At 74.8% G+C, this 18,638-nt stretch carries 19 protein-coding genes; 15 read left to right on the plus strand and 4 right to left on the minus strand.

Features of this window, described 5'->3' with window-relative positions; genetic code table 11:
* Nucleotides 1–45 precede the first annotated feature (45 nt).
* The 6 genes from ACI78Z_RS12115 (at nucleotide 46) to ACI78Z_RS12140 (ending at nucleotide 7,492) form a co-directional block, all read left to right on the plus strand.
* Nucleotides 46–1,416: an ammonium transporter gene (locus tag ACI78Z_RS12115; RefSeq protein WP_457036784.1), complete on the plus strand. Its 1,371-nt coding sequence runs from the start codon at nucleotides 46–48 to the stop codon at nucleotides 1,414–1,416.
* A complete protein-coding gene (locus ACI78Z_RS12120; RefSeq protein WP_089304115.1) occupies nucleotides 1,413–1,751 on the plus strand; it encodes a P-II family nitrogen regulator in 339 nt (112 codons plus the stop codon). The genes ACI78Z_RS12115 and ACI78Z_RS12120 overlap by 4 nt, the downstream gene beginning before the upstream one ends.
* Nucleotides 1,752–1,900: 149 nt before the next feature.
* Nucleotides 1,901–4,264, plus strand: a complete 2,364-nt coding sequence (locus ACI78Z_RS12125) for a [protein-PII] uridylyltransferase (protein WP_457036785.1) — start codon at nucleotides 1,901–1,903, stop codon at nucleotides 4,262–4,264.
* Between the two features lie 88 nt (nucleotides 4,265–4,352).
* Nucleotides 4,353–4,571 carry a hypothetical protein gene (locus tag ACI78Z_RS12130; protein WP_457036786.1) on the plus strand — a complete coding sequence of 73 codons (219 nt, stop codon included), beginning with the start codon at nucleotides 4,353–4,355 and terminating at the stop codon, nucleotides 4,569–4,571.
* 255 nt (nucleotides 4,572–4,826) lie between these two features.
* A complete protein-coding gene (gene ffh / locus ACI78Z_RS12135) occupies nucleotides 4,827–6,413 on the plus strand; it encodes a signal recognition particle protein (RefSeq protein WP_457036787.1) in 1,587 nt (528 codons plus the stop codon).
* On the plus strand, nucleotides 6,410–7,492 hold the full coding sequence (locus ACI78Z_RS12140) for an amidohydrolase family protein (protein ID WP_457036788.1): 1,083 nt from the start codon (nucleotides 6,410–6,412) through the stop codon (nucleotides 7,490–7,492). Before ffh ends, ACI78Z_RS12140 begins: the two co-directional genes overlap by 4 nt.
* On the opposite strand, the gene ACI78Z_RS12145 is transcribed toward ACI78Z_RS12140, so the two are convergent.
* The 3 genes from ACI78Z_RS12145 to ACI78Z_RS12155 are packed head-to-tail and all read right to left on the minus strand — an operon-like array spanning nucleotide 7,489 to nucleotide 9,421.
* Nucleotides 7,489–8,739 (minus strand): ATP-binding protein, encoded by a 1,251-nt coding sequence (locus ACI78Z_RS12145; RefSeq protein WP_457036789.1) that lies wholly within the window; start codon nucleotides 8,737–8,739, stop codon nucleotides 7,489–7,491. The two genes, ACI78Z_RS12140 and ACI78Z_RS12145, sit on opposite strands and share 4 nt — an antisense overlap.
* Nucleotides 8,736–9,080, minus strand: a complete 345-nt coding sequence (locus ACI78Z_RS12150; RefSeq protein ID WP_457036790.1) for a winged helix-turn-helix domain-containing protein — start codon at nucleotides 9,078–9,080, stop codon at nucleotides 8,736–8,738. Before ACI78Z_RS12150 ends, ACI78Z_RS12145 begins: the two co-directional genes overlap by 4 nt.
* A complete protein-coding gene (locus ACI78Z_RS12155; protein WP_457036791.1) occupies nucleotides 9,020–9,421 on the minus strand; it encodes a response regulator in 402 nt (133 codons plus the stop codon). The genes ACI78Z_RS12150 and ACI78Z_RS12155 overlap by 61 nt, the downstream gene beginning before the upstream one ends.
* A gap of 123 nt (nucleotides 9,422–9,544) precedes the next feature.
* On the opposite strand from ACI78Z_RS12155, the gene ACI78Z_RS12160 reads away from it, so the two are divergent.
* Together ACI78Z_RS12160 and ACI78Z_RS12165 are read left to right on the plus strand one after the other, a co-directional pair.
* The gene (locus tag ACI78Z_RS12160; protein WP_457036792.1) at nucleotides 9,545–10,114 is read left to right on the plus strand and encodes a hypothetical protein; all 570 of its coding nucleotides are present in this window, start codon (nucleotides 9,545–9,547) and stop codon (nucleotides 10,112–10,114) included.
* A 242-nt stretch (nucleotides 10,115–10,356) separates the two neighbouring features.
* On the plus strand, nucleotides 10,357–12,126 hold the full coding sequence (locus ACI78Z_RS12165) for a proline--tRNA ligase (RefSeq protein WP_457036793.1): 1,770 nt from the start codon (nucleotides 10,357–10,359) through the stop codon (nucleotides 12,124–12,126).
* Here the strand turns inward: ACI78Z_RS12165 and ACI78Z_RS12170 are convergent.
* On the minus strand, nucleotides 12,099–13,043 hold the full coding sequence (locus ACI78Z_RS12170) for a helix-turn-helix domain-containing protein (RefSeq protein WP_457036794.1): 945 nt from the start codon (nucleotides 13,041–13,043) through the stop codon (nucleotides 12,099–12,101). The genes ACI78Z_RS12165 and ACI78Z_RS12170 overlap by 28 nt on opposite strands.
* A 218-nt stretch (nucleotides 13,044–13,261) precedes the next feature.
* On the opposite strand from ACI78Z_RS12170, the gene ACI78Z_RS12175 reads away from it, so the two are divergent.
* The 7 genes from ACI78Z_RS12175 (at nucleotide 13,262) to rplS (ending at nucleotide 18,622) form a co-directional block, all read left to right on the plus strand.
* The gene (locus ACI78Z_RS12175) at nucleotides 13,262–15,388 is read left to right on the plus strand and encodes a molybdopterin-containing oxidoreductase family protein (RefSeq protein WP_457036795.1); all 2,127 of its coding nucleotides are present in this window, start codon (nucleotides 13,262–13,264) and stop codon (nucleotides 15,386–15,388) included.
* Nucleotides 15,389–15,668: 280 nt separating this feature from the next.
* A complete protein-coding gene (gene rpsP, locus ACI78Z_RS12180; protein WP_457036796.1) occupies nucleotides 15,669–16,097 on the plus strand; it encodes a 30S ribosomal protein S16 in 429 nt (142 codons plus the stop codon).
* 3 nt (nucleotides 16,098–16,100) lie between these two features.
* On the plus strand, nucleotides 16,101–16,337 hold the full coding sequence (locus ACI78Z_RS12185; protein ID WP_457036797.1) for an RNA-binding protein: 237 nt from the start codon (nucleotides 16,101–16,103) through the stop codon (nucleotides 16,335–16,337).
* A gap of 24 nt (nucleotides 16,338–16,361) precedes the next feature.
* Nucleotides 16,362–16,886, plus strand: coding sequence for a ribosome maturation factor RimM (gene rimM, locus ACI78Z_RS12190; RefSeq protein WP_457036798.1), 525 nt, complete (start codon nucleotides 16,362–16,364; stop codon nucleotides 16,884–16,886).
* Complete coding sequence (gene trmD, locus ACI78Z_RS12195; protein WP_457036799.1) at nucleotides 16,883–17,623, plus strand: tRNA (guanosine(37)-N1)-methyltransferase TrmD; 741 nt, start codon at nucleotides 16,883–16,885, stop codon at nucleotides 17,621–17,623. Before rimM ends, trmD begins: the two co-directional genes overlap by 4 nt.
* On the plus strand, nucleotides 17,620–18,120 hold the full coding sequence (locus tag ACI78Z_RS12200) for an NUDIX hydrolase (RefSeq protein WP_457036800.1): 501 nt from the start codon (nucleotides 17,620–17,622) through the stop codon (nucleotides 18,118–18,120). Before trmD ends, ACI78Z_RS12200 begins: the two co-directional genes overlap by 4 nt.
* A gap of 145 nt (nucleotides 18,121–18,265) precedes the next feature.
* Nucleotides 18,266–18,622, plus strand: coding sequence for a 50S ribosomal protein L19 (gene rplS, locus ACI78Z_RS12205; protein ID WP_457036801.1), 357 nt, complete (start codon nucleotides 18,266–18,268; stop codon nucleotides 18,620–18,622).
* The last annotated feature ends 16 nt before the right edge of the window (nucleotides 18,623–18,638 follow it).

Raw genomic sequence — 18,638 nt, forward strand, 5'->3', positions numbered from 1 at the left:
TGGCCCGCTCCGACGCGGGCCACGCCGATCCGTCAGGAGGTTGCCGTGGACACCGGCGACACCGCATGGGTCCTGGCCAGCGCCGCCCTGGTGCTGTTCATGACACCCGGTCTGGCGCTCTTCTACGGCGGCATGGTCCGCGCGAAGAGCGTCCTCAACATGATGATGATGAGCTTCGGGGCGCTCGCGCTGATCAGCGTGCTCTGGGTGCTCTACGGCTACTCGATGGCCTTCGGCGACGACATCGGCGGCGGCCTGCTGGGCGACCCGCTGGAGTTCTTCGGGCTCTCCTCGCTCCTGGGCACCAGCGGCCTGGACGGCGGCTTCCAGCCCGAGAGCCTGGTCTTCACCGTGCCCTCCATGGCCTTCGTTGCCTTCCAGGCCATGTTCGCCATCCTCACCGTCGCGCTCATCTCCGGCGCCGTGGCCGACCGGGCCCGCTTCGGCCCGTGGATGGTCTTCGCCGGCGTCTGGGCGACCCTGGTCTACTTCCCGGTCGCGCACTGGGTCTTCGCCTTCGACGGCGCGGAGTCCGAGACCGGCGGCTGGATCGCCAACGACCTGCTGGCCATCGACTTCGCCGGCGGCACGGCGGTGCACATCAACGCCGGTGCGGCCGGCCTGGCGCTCGCCCTCGTGCTGGGCAGGCGGCGCGGCTTCGGGCGCGACCCGATGCGGCCGCACAACCTGCCGCTGGTCATGATCGGCGCCGGGATCCTGTGGTTCGGCTGGTTCGGCTTCAACGCCGGCTCCGCGTTGGCCGCCAACGGGCAGGCCGCGGAGGTCTTCGTGACCACGCTGGTCGCCACGGGGGCCGCGACCCTCGGCTGGCTGCTCACCGAGAAGCTGCGCGACGGGCACGCCACCTCGCTGGGCGCCGCCTCCGGCGTCGTCGCCGGCCTGGTCGCCATCACGCCGGCCTGTTCGTCGGTGACGCCGGTCGGCGCGATCCTCATCGGGCTGATCGCCGGCGTCCTGTGCGCCCTGGCCGTCGGCCTGAAGTACCGCCTGGGCTACGACGACTCGCTCGACGTCGTCGGTGTCCACCTGGTCGGCGGGCTGTGGGGCACCCTGGCCGTGGGCCTGTTCGCCTCGGCGTCCACCACGGCCGGCGTCGACGGGCTGCTCTACGGCGGCGGCGTCGACCAGCTGTGGCGGCAGGCGCTGGGCGCCGGCGTCGTGCTGGTCTACTCCTTCGTGCTGACCCTCGTCATCGGGGTCGTCATCGCCAAGGCCATGCGCTTCCGGGTGTCCGAGGCCGACGAGGTCACGGGCATCGACTCCGTCGTGCACGCGGAGACCGGCTACGACCTCGACTCCCTCGGGGGTGGCGGCGGCGCTGCGACACTGGGCACCCAGGCGCACGCAGGCAGCGCCCGTGCCGTCACCGTTCCCACCGAGAGGAGCCGGGCGTGAAGCTCGTCACCGCGATCGTCAAGCCGTTCAAGCTCGACGACGTCAAGAACGCCCTCGAGCTGATCGGCATCGCCGGGCTCACCGTCAGCGAGGTGCAGGGCTTCGGCCGCCAGCGGGGCCACACCGAGGTCTACCGCGGGGCGGAGTACCAGGTGGACTTCGTGCCGAAGGTCCGCATCGAGGTCGTCGTCGGGGAGGTCGAGGCCGCCCGCGTCGTCGACGCCATCGTGGAGGCCGCCTCCACCGGCCAGATCGGCGACGGGAAGGTGTGGGTGACCACGATCGACGAGATCGTGCGGGTCCGCACCGGCGAGCGCGGCGCCGACGCCCTCTGAATGAAGGACCCCCTGCCCCCACCCCTCGCACGCTCGGGGCGGGGCCCTGCAAGGGGGCCACGACACCGGGTCGGCCGGGGTGGGAGGAGTACCTGCCACCCCGGCCGACGCCGTTCCCAGGACAGCCTGACGAGGACCGAGGGGGAGACGTGCTGGACACCGGGTCGCTGCCCGCACTGCCGCGGGCCGAGCGCACCGAGGTGCTCGACGCCTGGCTGGCCGGCCTGCTCGACGAGGCGGTCGCGGGCACACCGCCCCCTCGGCCGCGCCGCGGGGGACCGCCACCGCTCACCGGGACCGACGGGATCGCCCTCGTGGCGGTCGGCAGCCTCGGCCGCCGGGAGCCGCCGCCGCACGGCGACCTCGACCTCGTCCTCGTCCACGAGGGCCGTCCCGAGATCGCCGCCCTGGCCGACGCGGTCTGGTACCCGATCTGGGACGCCGGGCTGCGCCTGGACCACTCGGTGCGCACCGTCGCCGAGGCCGTCGGCGTGGCCTCGACCGACGCCAAGGCCGGGCTCGGGCTGCTCGACGTCCGGTTCGTCGCCGGGGACACCGGTCTGGCCGCCGCGCTGCGCACCGCCACCCTCGGCAGCTGGCGGCAGTCGGCGTCCCGGCTGCTGCCCCAGCTGCGCGACCTGCGCCGTGGTCGCGCCCGGCAGGTCGGCGAGCTGGCCTTCCTCCTGGAGCCCGACCTCAAGGAGGCCTACGGCGGCCTCCGGGAGGGGCAGGTGCTGCGCGCGGTGGCCGCCGCGCAGCTGGCCGACGAGCCGGCCGCCGAGGTAGAGCAGGCCTACGCGTTCCTGCTCGACGTCCGCGACGAGCTGCGCCGCCGCTCCGGGCGGCCCACCGACGTGCTGGTCCGGCAGGAGCAGCGCCCGGTCGCGGTCGCGGTCGGGCTGCCAGACGAGGACGCGCTGCTGCGCGAGGTGAGCCTGGCCGGGCGCCGGCTGGCCTTCGTCGCCGACGAGACGTGGCGGCGGGTGGAGGCCGCGCTGGTCCGCCGTCCCCGAGCCCGCTACCGCCGGGTGCGCCGGGAGCCGCTGGCCGAGGGCGTCGTCCGCCAGGGCGACGAGGTCGTGCTCGCCCGCGACGCCCGCCCCGCCGCCGACCCCGGCCTGGTGCTGCGGGGCGCGGCCGCCGCCGCGCGCGAGGACCTGCTGCTGTCCCCCTACACCCTCAAGGTGCTCGCGGTGCACTCCCCGCCGGTGCCCGAGCCGTGGCCCGCGGAGGTGCGCTGGTCGTTCCTGCGGCTGCTGGCCAGCGGCCGCTCGGCGGTACCGGTGCTCGAGCAGCTGGACCAGGAGGGGCTGCTGTCGCGGCTGCTGCCGGAGTGGGACCGGGTCCGCTCGCTGCCCCAGCGCCACCCCTGGCACCGGTTCACCGTCGACCGGCACCTGGTGGAGGCCGCCGCGGCCGCCGCCGAGCTCACCCGGGACGTCGACCGGCCCGACCTGCTGCTGGTCGGCGCGCTGCTGCACGACATCGGCAAGGGCTGGCCCGGCGACCACAGCGAGGTCGGCGAGCCGATCGCGGCGCGGATCGCCACCCGGATGGGGTTCGCCGAGGCCGACGTCGCCACGGTGGCCGCGATGGTGCGCCACCACCTGCTGCTGCCCGACACCGCCACCCGGCGCGACATCGACGACCCGGCCACCGTCGAACGGGTGGCCGCCACCCTCGGCTCCGACCCGGCGCTGCTGCACCTGCTGCACGCGCTGGCCCAGGCCGACGGCGCCGCGACCAGCTCCTCGGCGTGGTCCCCGTGGAAGGCCCACCTGGTCGCCGCCCTGGTCGCCCGTGTGCAGGCCCGGCTGGGCGGCGCCCCGGTGCCCGAGCCGGAGCCGGTGCTGCACCCGGCCGAGCCGCAGGTGCGCACCGACGCCTCCACCGGCATCTCCGTCGGCGTGGAGGACGTCGCCGACGGCCAGCAGGTGACCATCGTCGCCCCCGACCGGCACGGCCTGTTCAGCCAGCTCGCCGGCGTGCTGGCGCTCAACCAGCTGGACGTGCGCGCCGCCAAGGTCAACGTCGTCGGCGACCGGGCCACCGCCGTCTTCGCCGTCCGGCCGCGGTTCGGCCGGGCACCGGTGGCCTCGATCCTGGCCGACGCCGTGCGGGCGGCCCTGGAGGGCACGCTGCCGCTGGCCGAGCGGCTGCGGCAGCGGGAGGTCGACTACCGCGAGGACGCCGCCCGGGCCACGCCGCCGCGGATCTCCTGGCACAACGGCGAGGTGACCGGCGACGCGACCGGGATCGTCGAGGTCCGGGCGGGGGACCGGGCCGGGCTGCTCTACCGGCTGACCGCGGCGCTGGTGACCGAGGGCCTGGACGTCACGTCGGCGCGGATCGAGACCCTCGGCGCCGACGCCGCCGACCACTTCTACGTCGCCAACCCCTCCGGGGAGCCGATCGGCACCGACCAGCGGGCCCGCGTGGAGGCCGCGCTGACCGCCGCCGTCCGCGGGGCGGTGCCCGACGCGGTCGCCGGCCGGGGGGACACGCCGGGCTGAGGTCCGCGGTCCTGTCGTACCCCCGTGCCACCGTCGAGGAGCGAGCGGGACGGAACGGTCCCGACGACGACCGCAGGGAGGCACCGCAATGACCGGCCAGTCCTTCGAGGTCGCCGCAGCCGAGGGCAGGGTCTGGGCCTGTCCCTCCTGCGACGGCGATCGCGAGTTCGTCCAGCCGCCCTGCGTGGACGGGCACACCGAGGACGGCGGCGACTGCCCCGAGTGGGCCTGCGCCGACTGCGGGACGGCGGTGTTCACGGCCGCGCCGACGGCGGCCGCGGCCCTGCCCGTGCGCCGCGCCGCCTGAAGAAGGACCGCCCTTCCCCCACGCCTCGCAGGCTCAGGCGGAGGGCCCCTGAAGGGTGGCCGTTCCAGGAGGTCGGGGGCTCAGGGCGGTGCCCGGGACAGGGCCGACCGGGCGATCCCGCCCTCGTGGGCCCCGCGCTCGTTAGGCTGGGTCGGAGGTGGCGCGACGGCCCCGGGGCTCCCCGGACGCCGGAGGCCGAGCAGCCGGTCGGAGCGACCGGCCGGCCGCGCCCGCGAGAACTGCTGAGGACGTGCTGTGTTCGAGACCCTCTCCGACCGCCTGGACAAGGTCTTCAGCGGCCTGCGCGGCAAGGGCCGGCTGACCGACGCCGACATCGACGCGACCGCGCGCGAGATCCGCATCGCGCTGCTCGAGGCCGACGTCGCGCTGCCGGTGGTGCGGTCGTTCATCACCGCCGTCAAGGAGCGGGCGCGCGGCGCCGAGGTCTCCCAGGCGCTCAACCCCGCGCAGCAGGTCATCAAGATCGTCAACGAGGAGCTCATCGAGATCCTCGGCGGGGAGACCCGGCGGCTGCGCTACGCCAAGCAGTCGCCGACGGTGATCATGCTCGCCGGTCTGCAGGGCGCCGGTAAGACGACCCTGGCCGGCAAGCTCGGCCGCTGGCTCAAGGCCCAGGGGCACACCCCGCTGCTGGTCGCCGCCGACCTGCAGCGGCCGAATGCGGTCAACCAGCTCGCCATCGTCGCCGGCCAGGCGGGGGTCGACGTCTACGCCCCCGAGCCGGGCAACGGCGTCGGCGACCCCATCCGCGTGGCCGCCGACTCGATCGAGCACGCGCGGCGCACCATGCACGACGTCGTCGTCGTCGACACCGCCGGCCGGCTGGGCATCGACGCCGAGATGATGGCGCAGGCCGCCGGGATCCGTGACGTGGTGCGGCCCGACGAGACGCTGTTCGTCGTCGACGCGATGATCGGTCAGGACGCCGTCACCACCGCCGAGGCCTTCCGCGACGGCGTCGGCTTCACCGGCGTCGTCCTCACCAAGCTCGACGGTGACGCCCGCGGTGGTGCGGCGCTCTCCGTGCGGCACGTGACCGGGCAGCCGATCATGTTCGCCTCCACCGGCGAGAAACTCACCGACTTCGACGTCTTCCACCCCGAGCGGATGGCCTCGCGCATCCTCGGGATGGGCGACGTCCTCACCCTCATCGAGCAGGCCGAGCAGGCGTTCGACGCCGAGCAGGCCGAGAAGATGGCCGGCAAGCTCGTCAGTCGCGAGGGCTTCACCCTCGAGGACTTCCTCGAGCAGATGATGGCCATCCGCAAGATGGGCCCGATCGCCAACCTGCTCGGCATGCTGCCGGGTGCCGGCGCGATGAAGGAGCAGCTCAAGCAGGTCGACGACCGCGACCTGGACCGCACCGCGGCGATCATCCGCTCGATGACACCGGAGGAGCGGGTCAACTCCAAGATCATCAACTCGTCGCGGCGGGTGCGCATCGCCAACGGGTCCGGCGTCACCGTCACCGAGGTCAACCAGCTGCTGGAGCGCTTCGCGCAGGCCCAGAAGATGATGGGCCAGATGGCCGGCAGCATGGGCCTGCCGGGTGTGGGCCCCATGTCGAAGAAGGCCCGCGGGCGGCAGATGCAGGCCCAGTCCAAGAAGGGCAAGAAGGGCAAGGGGAAGGGCAAGGGCGGCCCCGCCCGCCGGCCCGTGGGCGCCCCGGGCCTGCCCCCGGGCGCCGGCAACCCCTTCGGCGCGGGCTTCCCCGGCGGCGGGATGCCGGGCGGGATGCCCGGGCTGCCGCCGGGGCAGGGCCTGCCCGACCTCACCAAGCTGAACTTCAACCAGCCCGGGGACGAGCGGCCCTCCCGGTGAGCGCGGTGTGGTTGCACCTGGCCGGCGTCGTCCTGCCCGAGGGGGAGCACCGCGACCTCTGGGTGCGCGACGGCCGCATCACCTTCGAGCCGGTGCCGGGCGCCGAGACGGTCAGCTGCGGCGGCTGGCTGGTGCCCGGTCTGGTCGACGCGCACTGCCACGTCGGCATCGGGCGCGGGGGAGTGCACGTCGAGGACCTCGCCGGGCTGCGGGCACAGGCCCTGGAGGAGCGGGCCGCAGGGGTGCTGGCCCTGCGGGACTGTGGCTCGCCGGTCGACACCCGGGCCCTGGACGACGAGCCGGACCTGCCGACGATCGTCCGCGCCGGCCGGCACATCGCCCGCACCCACCGCTACCTCCCCGGCCTGGGCATCGAGATCGAGCCCGACGCGCTGGTCGAGGAGGTGCGGGTCCAGGCCCGCCGCGGCGACGGCTGGGTGAAGCTGGTGGGGGACTGGATCGACCGCGGCGTCGGCGACCTGGCACCCGAGTGGCCCGCCGACGCGCTCGCCGCCGCGATCGCCGCCGCGCACGGGGAGGGGGCGCGGGTCACCGCGCACACGTTCGGCACCGACGCGCTGCCCGACCTCATCGGCGCGGGGATCGACTGCATCGAGCACGGCACCGGCCTGACCGAGGAGCTCATCGGGCAGATGGCCGCCCGCGGCACCGCCGTCGTCCCGACGCTGGTCAACGTCGAGAACTTCCCCGGGTTCGCCGAGGCGGGGGAGCGCCGGTTCCCTGCCTACGCGAGCACGATGCGGCGGCTGTACGCGTCGTCGGGTGCGGTGGTCCGGGCGGCGTTCGAGGCCGGGGTGCCGGTGTTCGCCGGCACCGACGCCGGGGGTGGCATCGACCACGGCCGGATCGCCGACGAGGTGCGCGCGCTGCACACCGCCGGGATCCCGGCCGAGGCGGCGCTGGCGACCGCCTCCTGGTCGGCGCGGTCCTGGCTCGGGCTGCCGTGCATCGAGGAGGGGGCGCCGGCCGACCTCGTCGTCTACGACGCCGACCCGCGCGCCGACCTCGACACCCTCGCCCGGCCCCGGCACATCGTGCTGCGCGGCCTGGTCTGCTAGCCCGGGGGCGGCCCGAGCTCCAGGGTGACGTCCGTGCCGGCGGGGGAGGACGCCACCCGCAGCGCCCCGCCGGAGCCCTCGGCGGTGCGGCGGGCGATGTCCAGCCCCAGGCCGGTCGAGCCCCCTCCGCTGTACCCCCGTCGCACCGCCGCCACCGGCAGCCCCGGGCCGTCGTCGCGCACCGTCACCAGCGCTCCGCCGCCGTCCCGTGGACCGACGGCCACGTGCAGCCCGGTGCGCTCGGGGGTGTGCGCGAAGACGTTGCCCAGCAGCGCGTCCACGGCCGCGCCGAGGTCGGCGTCGGACACCCGCACCGGGAGCGGCCTGCCGGGGACGTCCACGGCGAGCGGGCGGCGCTCCTCCTCCGCGAGCACCGACCAGAAGCGAACCCGCTCATGGACCACCACCGCCGCGTCGCACCCCGCACCCAGTCCCTCCCGCACGCTGCGCCGGGCCTCGGCGATCACCTCGTCGATCCCGCGGCCGAGGGCGTCGACGTCGGCCCGGAGACGGTCCCGCTCGGCTGCCGGCAGGGCCTCGACGTCCAGCCGCAGGGCGGTCAGCGGGGTGCGCAGCCGGTGCGCGAGGTCGGCGGCGGCCTCCCGCTCGTCGGCGAGCAGTTCGCCGATCCGGCCGGCCAGCCGGTTGACCGCGGACCCCACCTCGCGGACCTCCGGCGGCCCGTCCGGGGTCACGCGGGCCGACAGGTCGCCGCTGCCCAGCCGCTGCGCCGTCGTCGCCAGCTCGCTCAGCGGACAGGTGAGCGAGCGGGCCACCCGGTCGGCGACCACGAGCGCGAGCAGCAGCAGGACCAGACCCAGGCCGACCAGCACGAGGCGGGTCCCGGCCACCCCGGTGCGGAGCTCGGCCGCCGGGACGAACACCTCGAGCACCGCCGTCCCGCCCTCGCGGCGGACCGGCTGGAGGAGGTGGGTGCCCTGCGCGGTCTCGCGCTGCTCCGCGCCGGCCGGTGCCGGGTCGTCCCCGAGCACGCCCTCCGTGCCGAGCCACGTGCCGTCGCTCCACCGCACCGCCAGGCGGTCGCCGGAGAGGGCGAGCGGACCCGCGGCGACCTCCTCCCGGGAGCCGAGGCCCACGGTGGGGACGAGCAGCTGCAGCTCCACGCGCGCGGCGTCGAGCGCGCGGGCCTCCGCGACGCGGGCCACCAGCGAGGAGGCCGGGAGCAGGAAGGCCAGCAGCACGACCGACGTCGTCGCCGCCACCAGCAGGGTGATCCGGCGTCTCACGAGCCGGGCTCGGCGAGGCGCACGCCGACCCCGCGGACCGTCTGCAGGAGCCGGGGCTCGGCGGCGGACTCGCCCAGCTTGCGCCGCAGCCAGGACAGGTGGACGTCGACGGTCCGGTCGGACCCGCCGTAGGGCTGCTGCCAGACCTCGGTGAGCAGCTCCCGCTTCGAGACGACGGTGCCGGCGCGGGCGGCGAGGTGGGCCAGCAGGTCGAACTCCTTCGGTGAGAGCTCGACCGGGCGGCCGGCGTGGGTGACCCGGCGGCTGCGCGGGTCGACGGTCAGGTCCCCGACCGCGAGCGGGGCGGGGCCGGTGTCGGCACCCGCGGCCCGCCGCAGCACGGCGCGGATGCGGGCCTCGAGCTGCCCGCGGAGAAGGGCTTGACCACGTAGTCGTCGGCGCCCGCGTCGAGGGCCCGGACGACGTCGGCGTCGTCGTCCCGCGCGGTCGCGACGACGACCGGTACCGCCGACACCGCCCGCAGCATCCGCAGCAGCTCCCCGCCGTCCAGGTCGGGCAGCCCCAGGTCGAGAACCACCAGGTCCGGCCGCTCCGCCACGGCCGCCTGCAGACCGGACAGGGCGGTGCCGGCGGAGCTCACGGCGTGGCCGCGGTCGCGCAGGGCGCGGATCACGGCGGTGCGGATCCGCTCGTCGTCCTCCACGACGAGGAGGTGGGCCATGGACGTCATCGTGGCGTCCCCGGGCGGGCGGTGGGTGTCCCCAAGTCAGGGGGATGAGCGCGGGGGCTGCACTTGTCACGCTCTTGACGTGAGCTTGACCGACGCGGCGAAAGCGTCTGCGGCATGAAGCGAACCGTTGCACTCGCAGCCCTCTGGACCGCCGCGGCGACGTCGGCCGTCGGCGTCGGGTTCCTCGCCGTGTCCCTCGTCGACGCCGAGGCCTCACCGGTGACCCGGCCGATCGCGGCCACCGAGTCGGTGTCCACCGCGCCGTCCTCCGCGGACGACGCCACCCTGCCCACCCCGGCGCCGCAGTCCCCGGCCCCGGCGCCGGCCTCGGGGGAGTACGCCACGGTCGGGGGGACGGTCTTCGCCTCCTGCGACGGCGGCATCCTGCAGGTGGCGGCCGCACCGGCGACCGGCTGGTGGCTCGACGACCAGGACCAGCACGGTGAGGTCGAGTTCGAGAGCGCCACGCGGAAGGTGGAGGTGCACGTCGCCTGCGCCGACGGCGTCCCCTCGTTCCGGGACGAGGGCGTGCGCGCCGACGAGAACCGGCCCGAGGACGCCGGCTCCTCACCGTCCCCGGGCACCGACGACTCCACCGGCCGGCTCGGCGGCGGCCACGGTTCCGACGACCCGCCCGGCGACGACGACGGCGGCGACCGCTCCGACGACCGCGACGACGACTGACCCCGCTCGACCCACGGACCCGCTGCCGGGCTCGGTGACCCCCCGCACCGAGCCCGGCAGCGTGAACACCCAGGTGAGCCGTCACCGCGCACACGTGGGCCGCCCGCGAGGGGCGTCGACGCGAGCAGAAGTGGGCGTCAGTCGGGGGCCGGAGGCTCCCCCAGTGGCGGCGCGGACACGCTCTCCGCAGCTCGGGGAGGCCCCCTGGCCGCGGTGTCGGCCGGTGGGCCGACAATGTCGTCGTGCTCCTGCGGATGTCCACGTTGTTCCTGCGCACCCTGCGCGACGACCCGGCCGACGCCGAGGTCCCCAGCCACCGCCTGCTCGTGCGGGCCGGCTACATCCGGCGGGCCGCGCCGGGTGGCTTCACCTGGCTGCCGCTGGGCTACCGCGTCTTCCGCAACGTCGAACGCGTCGTCCGCGAGGAGATGGACCGGATGGGCGCCCAGGAGGTGCACTTCCCGGCCCTGCTGCCGCGCGAGCCCTACGAGGCCACCAACCGTTGGACCGAGTACGGCCCCAACCTCTTCCGGCTGCAGGACCGCCGGGGTGTGGACTACCTGCTCGGGCCCACCCACGAGGAGATGTTCACGCTCCTGGTGAAGGACCTGTACTCGTCGTACAAGGACCTGCCGCTGTCGCTGTACCAGATCCAGACCAAGTACCGGGACGAGGCGCGGCCCCGGGCCGGGCTGTTCCGCGGCCGCGAGTTCACGATGAAGGACAGCTACTCCTTCGACGTCGACGACGCCGGCCTGGACAAGAGCTACGCCGCCCACCGCGACGCCTACATCCGGATCTTCGACCGGCTGGGCCTGGAGTACGTCATCGTCTCGGCGATGTCGGGGGCCATGGGCGGGTCCAGGAGCGAGGAGTTCCTGCACCCCACCCCGATCGGCGAGGACACCTTCGTCCGCTCGCCCGGTGGGTACGCCGCCAACGTCGAGGCGGTCAGCACCGTCGTCCCGGAGCCGATCCCCCTGGACGGGCTGCCCGAGGCCCACGTCGAGGACACCCCCGACACCCCGACCATCGAGACGCTGGTCGCGGTCGCCCGGCAGCTGTTCCCGGACGCCGGCTACACCGCGGCCTCGACGCTGAAGAACGTCGTCGTCACCCTCGTCCACCCCGACGGCACCCGCGAGCCGCTCGTCGTCGGCATCCCCGGCGACCGCGAGGTCGACACCAAGCGGCTCGAGGCCCAGGTCGCGCCGGCCGAGGTGGAGCCGTTCACCGACTTCGAGGGTCACCCGGAACTGGTCAAGGGCTACATCGGGCCGCAGGTGCTGGGCGCCGACAGCGCGTCGGGCATCCGCTTTCTCGTCGACCCGCGGGTGGTCCCCGGCACCCGCTGGGTCACCGGGGCCAACGAGCCCGGCAAGCACGTGTTCGACCTGGTCGCCGGCCGGGACTTCACCTGGGACGGCGTCATCGAGGCCGCCGAGGTGCTGCCCGGTGACCCCGCGCCCGACGGCTCCGGCCCGCTGGAGCTCGCCCGCGGCGTGGAGATGGGCCACATCTTCCAGCTGGGCCGCAAGTACGCCCAGGCCCTGGGCCTCGAGGTGCTCGACGAGAACGGCAAGCTCGTCACGGTGACCATGGGCTCCTACGGCATCGGCGTCTCCCGCGCCGTGGCCGCGATCGCCGAGTCCACCCACGACGAGCTGGGCCTGGTCTGGCCGCGGGAGGTCGCGCCGGCCGACGTGCACGTCGTGGCCACCGGCAAGGACGCCGCGGTCTTCGAGGCCGCCGAGTCGCTGGCCCAGGAGCTGGTCGCCGCCGGGCTCACCGTGCTCTACGACGACCGGCCCAAGGTCTCGCCCGGGGTCAAGTTCAAGGACGCCGAGCTGCTGGGGATGCCGACCATCGTCACCGTGGGCCGGGGGCTGGCCGTGGGCGTGGTGGAGCTGCGCGACCGGGCGACGGGGGAGCGCGAGGAGGTGCGGGTCGGCGAGGCGGCCGCCCGGGTGCTGGCCGCCGTCCGTCAGACCCCTGCGGACAGCGCCCGGTAGCGCGACGGCGTGACGCCGTAGGCCGCGCGGAAGGCGCGGCCGAACACGGAGGGGTCGGCGAAGCCGCAGCGGTGCGCGACGACGGCGAGCGGGAGCTCGCGCGCGCCGCTGCGGGCCAACTCCGCGCGGGCCCGCTCCAGCCGGCGCCGCCGCACGTAGCGCGCGACGGTCTCCTGCTCGCCGGCGAACAACCGGTGCAGCTGGCGCACGGAGATGAAGTGGGCGGCCGCGATCGACCGGGGGTCCAGCGTCGGGTCGGCGAGGTGCTCCTCCACGTGGGCCCGGACGGCCGCGAGCAGGGCCCGGTCGGTCCGCGCCGCCGGTGCTGGCGGGAGCGGAACGGCGCCGGCCGCGGTGGCGACCAGCTGGAGCAGCTCGTCGGCGAGTCTGTCCCCGGGGTCCGCGCCGACGACGTCGGAGCTGTCGACCAGGTCGCGGATCATCCTGCCGAGGACGCCGGTCAGCCCGGAGGAGCCGTCCATCCGCAGTGCGCTGAGCCCCTCCCCGGGCGGCACCGGTCCTGGCCGGCACCAGGTGAGGACGAGCAGCGACCAGGTCGGGGCGTCACCGGTCCGCAGCTCCCAAGAGAAGGCGCGGTCGGTCTCGTAGACGGTGTAGTCGCCCGGCTCCAGCCAGCACTCCCGGCCGTCCTGCTGCACCCGGGCACGACCCTGTTCCAGCAGGCCGACCTGCACGTAGTGCCGCCGGTCGGAGCGAGCCAGGCCCGGGGTGCGCAGGGCCCGCTGGTCGATCGACCGCACCCGCGACAGCTGCAGCGACCCCACGGCCCGGCTGCGGACCTCGCCGGGGAGCGGGCCGTCGACGGCCGGGAGGACGTCGAGGTCGACGAAGTGCTCGCCGAGCAGCGCCTGCCAGGACCGGACCCCGGCGGAGCGGGCGGTCGTCGGTGTCGGCATGGGGCCTCGCTGACGGTCGGCCGCGCGTCCTACGCGGCGCTTCCCCGGAACCTGCGGACGACGGGCAGAGGGTGCCACGCGGTCCCGGCCTGCGGAAGTGCGCCGACGCGGGCGCCGGCGGTCGAGGACCTGGCACGCACCGTCGGGTCCTCCCGCGCGCGGCGCGCCAGGATCGCGGCACCGTGCGCCGGGGTCGCGGCGCCGGGGAGGAGGCGACCATGTCGGTGACCGACCTGCCCATGCCGGGGACGACGACGGTGCACGGGGCCTGCCCGCTGGACTGTCCGGACACCTGCGCGCTCGAGGTGACCGTCGAGGACGGCCGGGCCGTCCGGGTCCGCGGCGACCGGTCGCACCCGTACACCCGGGGCGGGCTCTGCGTGAAGATGAACGACTACGAGCGCACCGTGTACAGCCCCGACCGGGTGCTGCACCCGCTGCGGCGGACCGGCCCCAAGGGCAGCGGGCGGTTCGAGCGGATCTCGTGGGACGACGCGCTGGACGAGATCGCCGCGCGCTTCACCGGGATCGCCGAGACCTCCGGGCCCGAGGCGATCATGCCGGTCAGCTATCTGGGCACCCAGGGGATCCTCAACGGCCTCAACGTCGGCGACCCGTTCTTCAACCGGCTGGGCGCCACCATCAGTGAGCGCACCTACTGCGACTCGGGCTCGTGCACCGCCTACGCGATGACCGTGGGGCCGACCGCCGGCGTCGACCCGGAGTCGTTCGTGCACGCGCGCTACATCGTGATCTGGGCCAACAACATGCTCAGCACCAACCTGCACCTGTGGCCGTTCGTCGCCGAGGCGCAGCGGCGCGGGGCCAAGGTCGTCGTCATCGACCCCGTCCGCCACCGGACGGCCCAGCACGCCGACTGGTACATCCCGATCCGGCCGGGCACCGACGGTGCGCTGGCGCTGGCGATGATGCACGTGATCATCGGTGAGGACCTGACCGACCGGGACTACGTCGCGCGGTACACCGTCGGCTTCGACGAACTGGCGGAGCGCGTGCGGGAGTACACCCCGGAGTGGGCGAGCGGGGAGACGGGCATCCCCGCCGAGGACATCCGGACGCTGGCCCGCGAGTACGCCGCGGCCAGCCCGTCGGTCATCCGGATCGGTGTCGCGATCGAGCGGCACGCCGGCGGCGGGCAGACCGTGCGCGCCATCTCCTGCCTGCCGGCGCTCACCGGGGCGTGGCGGTGGCCGGGCGGCGGGCTCCTGCAGCTGCCGCTGTGGGCCTTCCCGGTGAACTGGCCGGCGTTCCTCGGCGCGGAGTTCATCCGGCCGGGCACCCGCGTGGTCAACCAGTGGCTGCTCGGCCGCGCGCTGACCGGCGAGCTGCAGCTGGACCCGCCGATCCGGGCGCTGATGGTCTACAACAGCAACCCGCTGGTGGTCTGCCCCGAGCAGGACCGGATGATCGCCGGGCTCGCCCGCGAGGACCTGTTCACCGTGGTCAGCGAGCACTTCCTCACCGACACCGCCGACTACGCCGACATCGTGCTGCCGGCGACGACGCAGCTCGAGCAGCGAGACCTGATGTTCTCCTGGGGCCACTTCTACGTGACGATGAACCAGCCCGCCGTGGCGCCGCTGGGGGAGGCGGTGTCCAACACCGAGCTGTTCCGCCGGCTGGCCGCACGCATGGGCTTCACCGATGCGGCCTTCACCAGGACGGACGAGCAGATGATCGCCGAGGCGTTCGACTGGTCCTCGCCGGTGCTGGACGGCATCACGCCGGAGACCCTGGCGCGGGACGGCTGGGCGCGGCTGCGGCTGCCCGGCCCGGACGCGTACGCCCCGCACGCCGAAGGCGGCTTCCCGACGCCGTCGGGCAAGGTGGAGTTCGTCTCCTCGGCCGCCGCTGGCGGCAACTTCGTCCTGCCGCTGTTCCGTCAGGGGTCCACCGAGCACCAGCCCGGCGAACCGGTGGACCCGCTGCCGCACTACGTCCCGCCACGGGAGCGGCCGGACGGCCGGTACCCGCTGACGCTGCTGTCGCCGAAGTCGCACGCCTACCTCAACTCCAGCTTCGCCGACCGGCCCGGCCAGCAGCGCGTGCAGGGCGGCGCCACCCTGCACATGCACCCCGAGGACGCCGCCGCCCGGGGGTTGGCCGACGGTGCCGAGGTCCGGGTCGTCAACGACCGGGGCCGCTTCGCCGCCCGGCTGCACGTCACGGCGGACGTCGCCCGCGGCGTCGTCGTCTCCCCGATGGGCGCCTGGCGCAAGCACTCCGGAGGAGCCACGGTGAACGCGTTGAGCCCCTCGGTCTTCGCCGACCTCGGCCGCGCCCCGACGTTCTCGGACAACCTGGTGGAGGTGCGGCCGGCCTGAAGCCGGGCCTCCCTTCCCCCCACGCCTCGCACGCTCGACGCGGGACCCTGGAGGGAAGCCGTTCCCTCACGTCACCCGGGCTCGCGGCGAGCCTCCGGACGGGGCCGTCCGCGCTCGACGCGAGCGGCCCCCGCGCATCTGGCACAATGGACGGTCGAACACGGCGGTGGGCGGCCCTCTCACCGTTGCCGGCCGTGTCCAGCCGCACCGCCCCCGGCGTACCCCCACGCGCCGCTCCGGGCGGGCACACGACCTGCGTTCGAGGAGAACACCACACACCGTGGCCACCAAGATCAAGCTCATGCGCCTGGGCAAGATGCGCGCGCCGTACTACCGCATCGTCGTCGCCGACTCCCGCACCAAGCGCGAGGGCCGCGTCATCGAGACGATCGGCAAGTACCACCCGAAGGAGGAGCCCTCCTTCATCGAGGTCGACTCCGAGCGGGCGCAGTACTGGCTGGGTGTCGGCGCGCAGCCGACCGAGCCGGTCGCGGCCATCTTCCGGGTCACCGGTGACTGGCAGAAGTTCAAGGGCGAGCCCGCGCCGCCGCCCATGAAGGTCGCCGCCCCGAAGCCGGACAAGAAGGCCCTCTACGAGGAGGCGGTCCGCAACTCCGGTGAGGAGCCGGCCGCCGGCGCCACCACTCCGAAGAAGAAGGCCGCTCCCCAGGCCGACGCGGCTGCCGCCGCCGAGACGCCCGCCGAGTAAGACGTGCTGGAAGAGGCGCTCGAGCACCTGGTCAAGGGCATCGTCGACCACCCCGAGGACGTCCAGGTCGACCTGCTGAGCAACCGTCGCGGCAAGACCCTCGAGGTCCGGGTGCACCCCGACGACCTCGGCAAGGTCATCGGCCGCGGTGGACGCACCGCCAAGGCGCTGCGCACCGTGATGACCGGTGTCGGCGGCCGGGGCCTGCGGGTCGACGTCGTCGACACCGACGGGCGCTGAGCGTCTCTCCCGAGCACCACCCTGGTGAGCACAGAGCCCGACGACACCGTGGTGGTCGGCCGCATCGGCCGGCCCCACGGTGTCCGTGGTGAGGTCACCGTCGAGGTCCGCACCGATGACCCGGACCTCCGCTTCGCCCCCGGCGCGGTCCTGCGCACCGAGCCCGCCGACCGCGGGCCGCTCACCGTCGCCGGCCGCCGCTGGCACCGCGAGGTCCTCCTGCTGTCGATCGACGGCGTGGAGAGCCGCGAGGCGGCCGAGGAACTGCGCAACACCGAGCTGCACGTGCCCGTCGCGGCGCTGCCCGCGCTCGAGGACCCCGACGACTACTACGACCACCAGCTGGTCGGCCTGACCGCCCGGCTCCCCGACGGCACCGAGCTCGGCACCGTGAGCGCGGTCCGCCACGAGGGCGCCGACCTGCTCGTCGTCCGCCGGGTCGAGGGCGGGGAGCTGCTCGTGCCGTTCGTGACGGCGATCGTCCCGACCGTCGACGTCGCCGGCGGCTCCCTCGTCATCGACCCGCCCGAGGGGCTGCTCGACCTGTGAGCGCGCCCTTCCGGGTCGACGTCGTCACGATCTTCCCCGAGTACCTGGCGCCGCTGCGGCAGTCCCTGCTGGGCAAGGCCGCCGAGCGCGGCCTGGTCCGCGTGGGCGTCCACGACCTGCGGCAGTGGACCGACGACCCCCACCGCACCGTCGACGACGCCCCCTACGGCGGCGGTCCCGGCATGGTGATGAAGCCCGAGCCCTGGGCCCGCGCCCTCGAGGCCGTCCGCCCGCCCGGCACCCGCCTCGTCGTGCCGACCCCGGCCGGCCGCCCCTTCACGCAGGCCGTGGCCGCCGAGTGGGCCGCCGAGCCCGGCCTGGTCTTCGCCTGCGGCCGCTACGAGGGCATCGACCAGCGCGTCGCCGAGTGGGCCGCGGAGGCCGGACCGGTGTCGGAGGTCTCGATCGGCGACTACGTCCTTGCCGGCGGCGAGTCCGCGGTGCTGGTCATGGTGGAGGCGGTGACCCGCCTGCTCCCCGGCGTCGTGGGCAACCGGGAGTCCGTGGAGTACGACTCGCACGCCGACGGGCTGCTGGAGGGCCCCTCCTACACCCGGCCGGCGTCCTGGCGCGGTCACGACGTCCCGCCGGTGCTGCTGTCCGGCGACCACGCCGCGATCGCCCGGTGGCGCCGGGCGGAGTCCCTGCGGCGGACGGCGGAGCGGCGTCCGGACCTGCTGGCGGCGCTGCCCGACGGTGCGCTGACCGACGCCGACCGCGCGGTGCTCGGCGAGTGACCGACCGCGCCTGGGTACGGCCCACCGCGCGGGTCGTGGTGCTCGACCCGTCCGGGCGGGTGCTGCTGCTCGGCGCCCGGCTCACCGACCCCGCCGTCCCGCCCGGGGACGTGCTGTTCTGGTACACGCCCGGCGGCGGGGTGGAGCCGGGGGAGGCGGTGCGGGAGGCCGCGGCCCGGGAGCTGGCCGAGGAGATCGGCCTGGTCGTGGACCCCGGCGCGCTGGAGGGCCCGGTGTGGTTCCGCCGGCACGTCGGCCCGTTCGCCGGTGTGCAGATCGACTCCCGGGAGACCTTCTTCGTGCTGCGCGACGTCGAGCACGAGGTGGACGCGAGCGGGCGCACGGAACTCGAGCTGCTCGGTGCCCAGCCGCACCGCTGGTGGAGCGCCGCGGAGGTCGCCGCCAGCGCCGAGAGCTTCGCGCCGCGCGAGCTCGCCGACCTGCTGCCGGAGCTGGCGGCGGGTCCCTGGACAGGGCCGCCGCGCTTCGTCGGCTGAAGATGTGGCACAGTAGAGAGCTGCTGCGGACGCATCGCTTCGTCGACGCCGAGCTCCGCCCGGAGCGCAGCGCCCCGGATCGGACAGCCGGGGGCGCCTGCTGTCCGCACCGCACCGACATGACCGCTAGGACAGGACTGCCGCGATGAACACCCTGGACGTACTCGACGCCGATTCGCTGCGCGACGACATCCCCGAGTTCCGCCCGGGCGACACCGTGAAGGTGCACGTGCGCGTCATCGAGGGCAACCGCTCCCGCATCCAGGTCTTCCAGGGCGTCGTCATCCGCCGTCAGGGCGGTGGCATCCGCGAGACCTTCACCGTGCGCAAGGTCAGCTTCGGTGTCGGTGTCGAGCGCACGTTCCCGGTGCACACCCCGGTCGTCGAGAAGATCGAGGTGCTGACCCGCGGTGACGTGCGTCGCGCCAAGCTGTACTACCTCCGCGAGCTGCGCGGCAAGGCCGCCAAGATCAAGGAGAAGCGCGAGCCCGTCTCCCGCTGAGACGACGCGAGGCCGG

The organism is Geodermatophilus sp. SYSU D01176 (assembly GCF_054050015.1).

Bases quoted from the DNA above. Each gene is read 5' to 3' on its own strand.
- ACI78Z_RS12130 (WP_457036786.1), top strand. From the start codon at position 4,353: ATGACCGGCCAGTCCTTCGAGGTCGCCGCAGCCGAGGGCAGGGTCTGG.
- ACI78Z_RS12155 (WP_457036791.1), bottom strand. From the start codon at position 9,421: ATGGCCCACCTCCTCGTCGTGGAGGACGACGAGCGGATCCGCACCGCC.
- ACI78Z_RS12160 (WP_457036792.1), top strand. From the start codon at position 9,545: ATGAAGCGAACCGTTGCACTCGCAGCCCTCTGGACCGCCGCGGCGACG.
- ACI78Z_RS12170 (WP_457036794.1), bottom strand. From the start codon at position 13,043: ATGCCGACACCGACGACCGCCCGCTCCGCCGGGGTCCGGTCCTGGCAG.
- ACI78Z_RS12175 (WP_457036795.1), top strand. From the start codon at position 13,262: ATGTCGGTGACCGACCTGCCCATGCCGGGGACGACGACGGTGCACGGG.
- rplS (WP_457036801.1), top strand. From the start codon at position 18,266: ATGAACACCCTGGACGTACTCGACGCCGATTCGCTGCGCGACGACATC.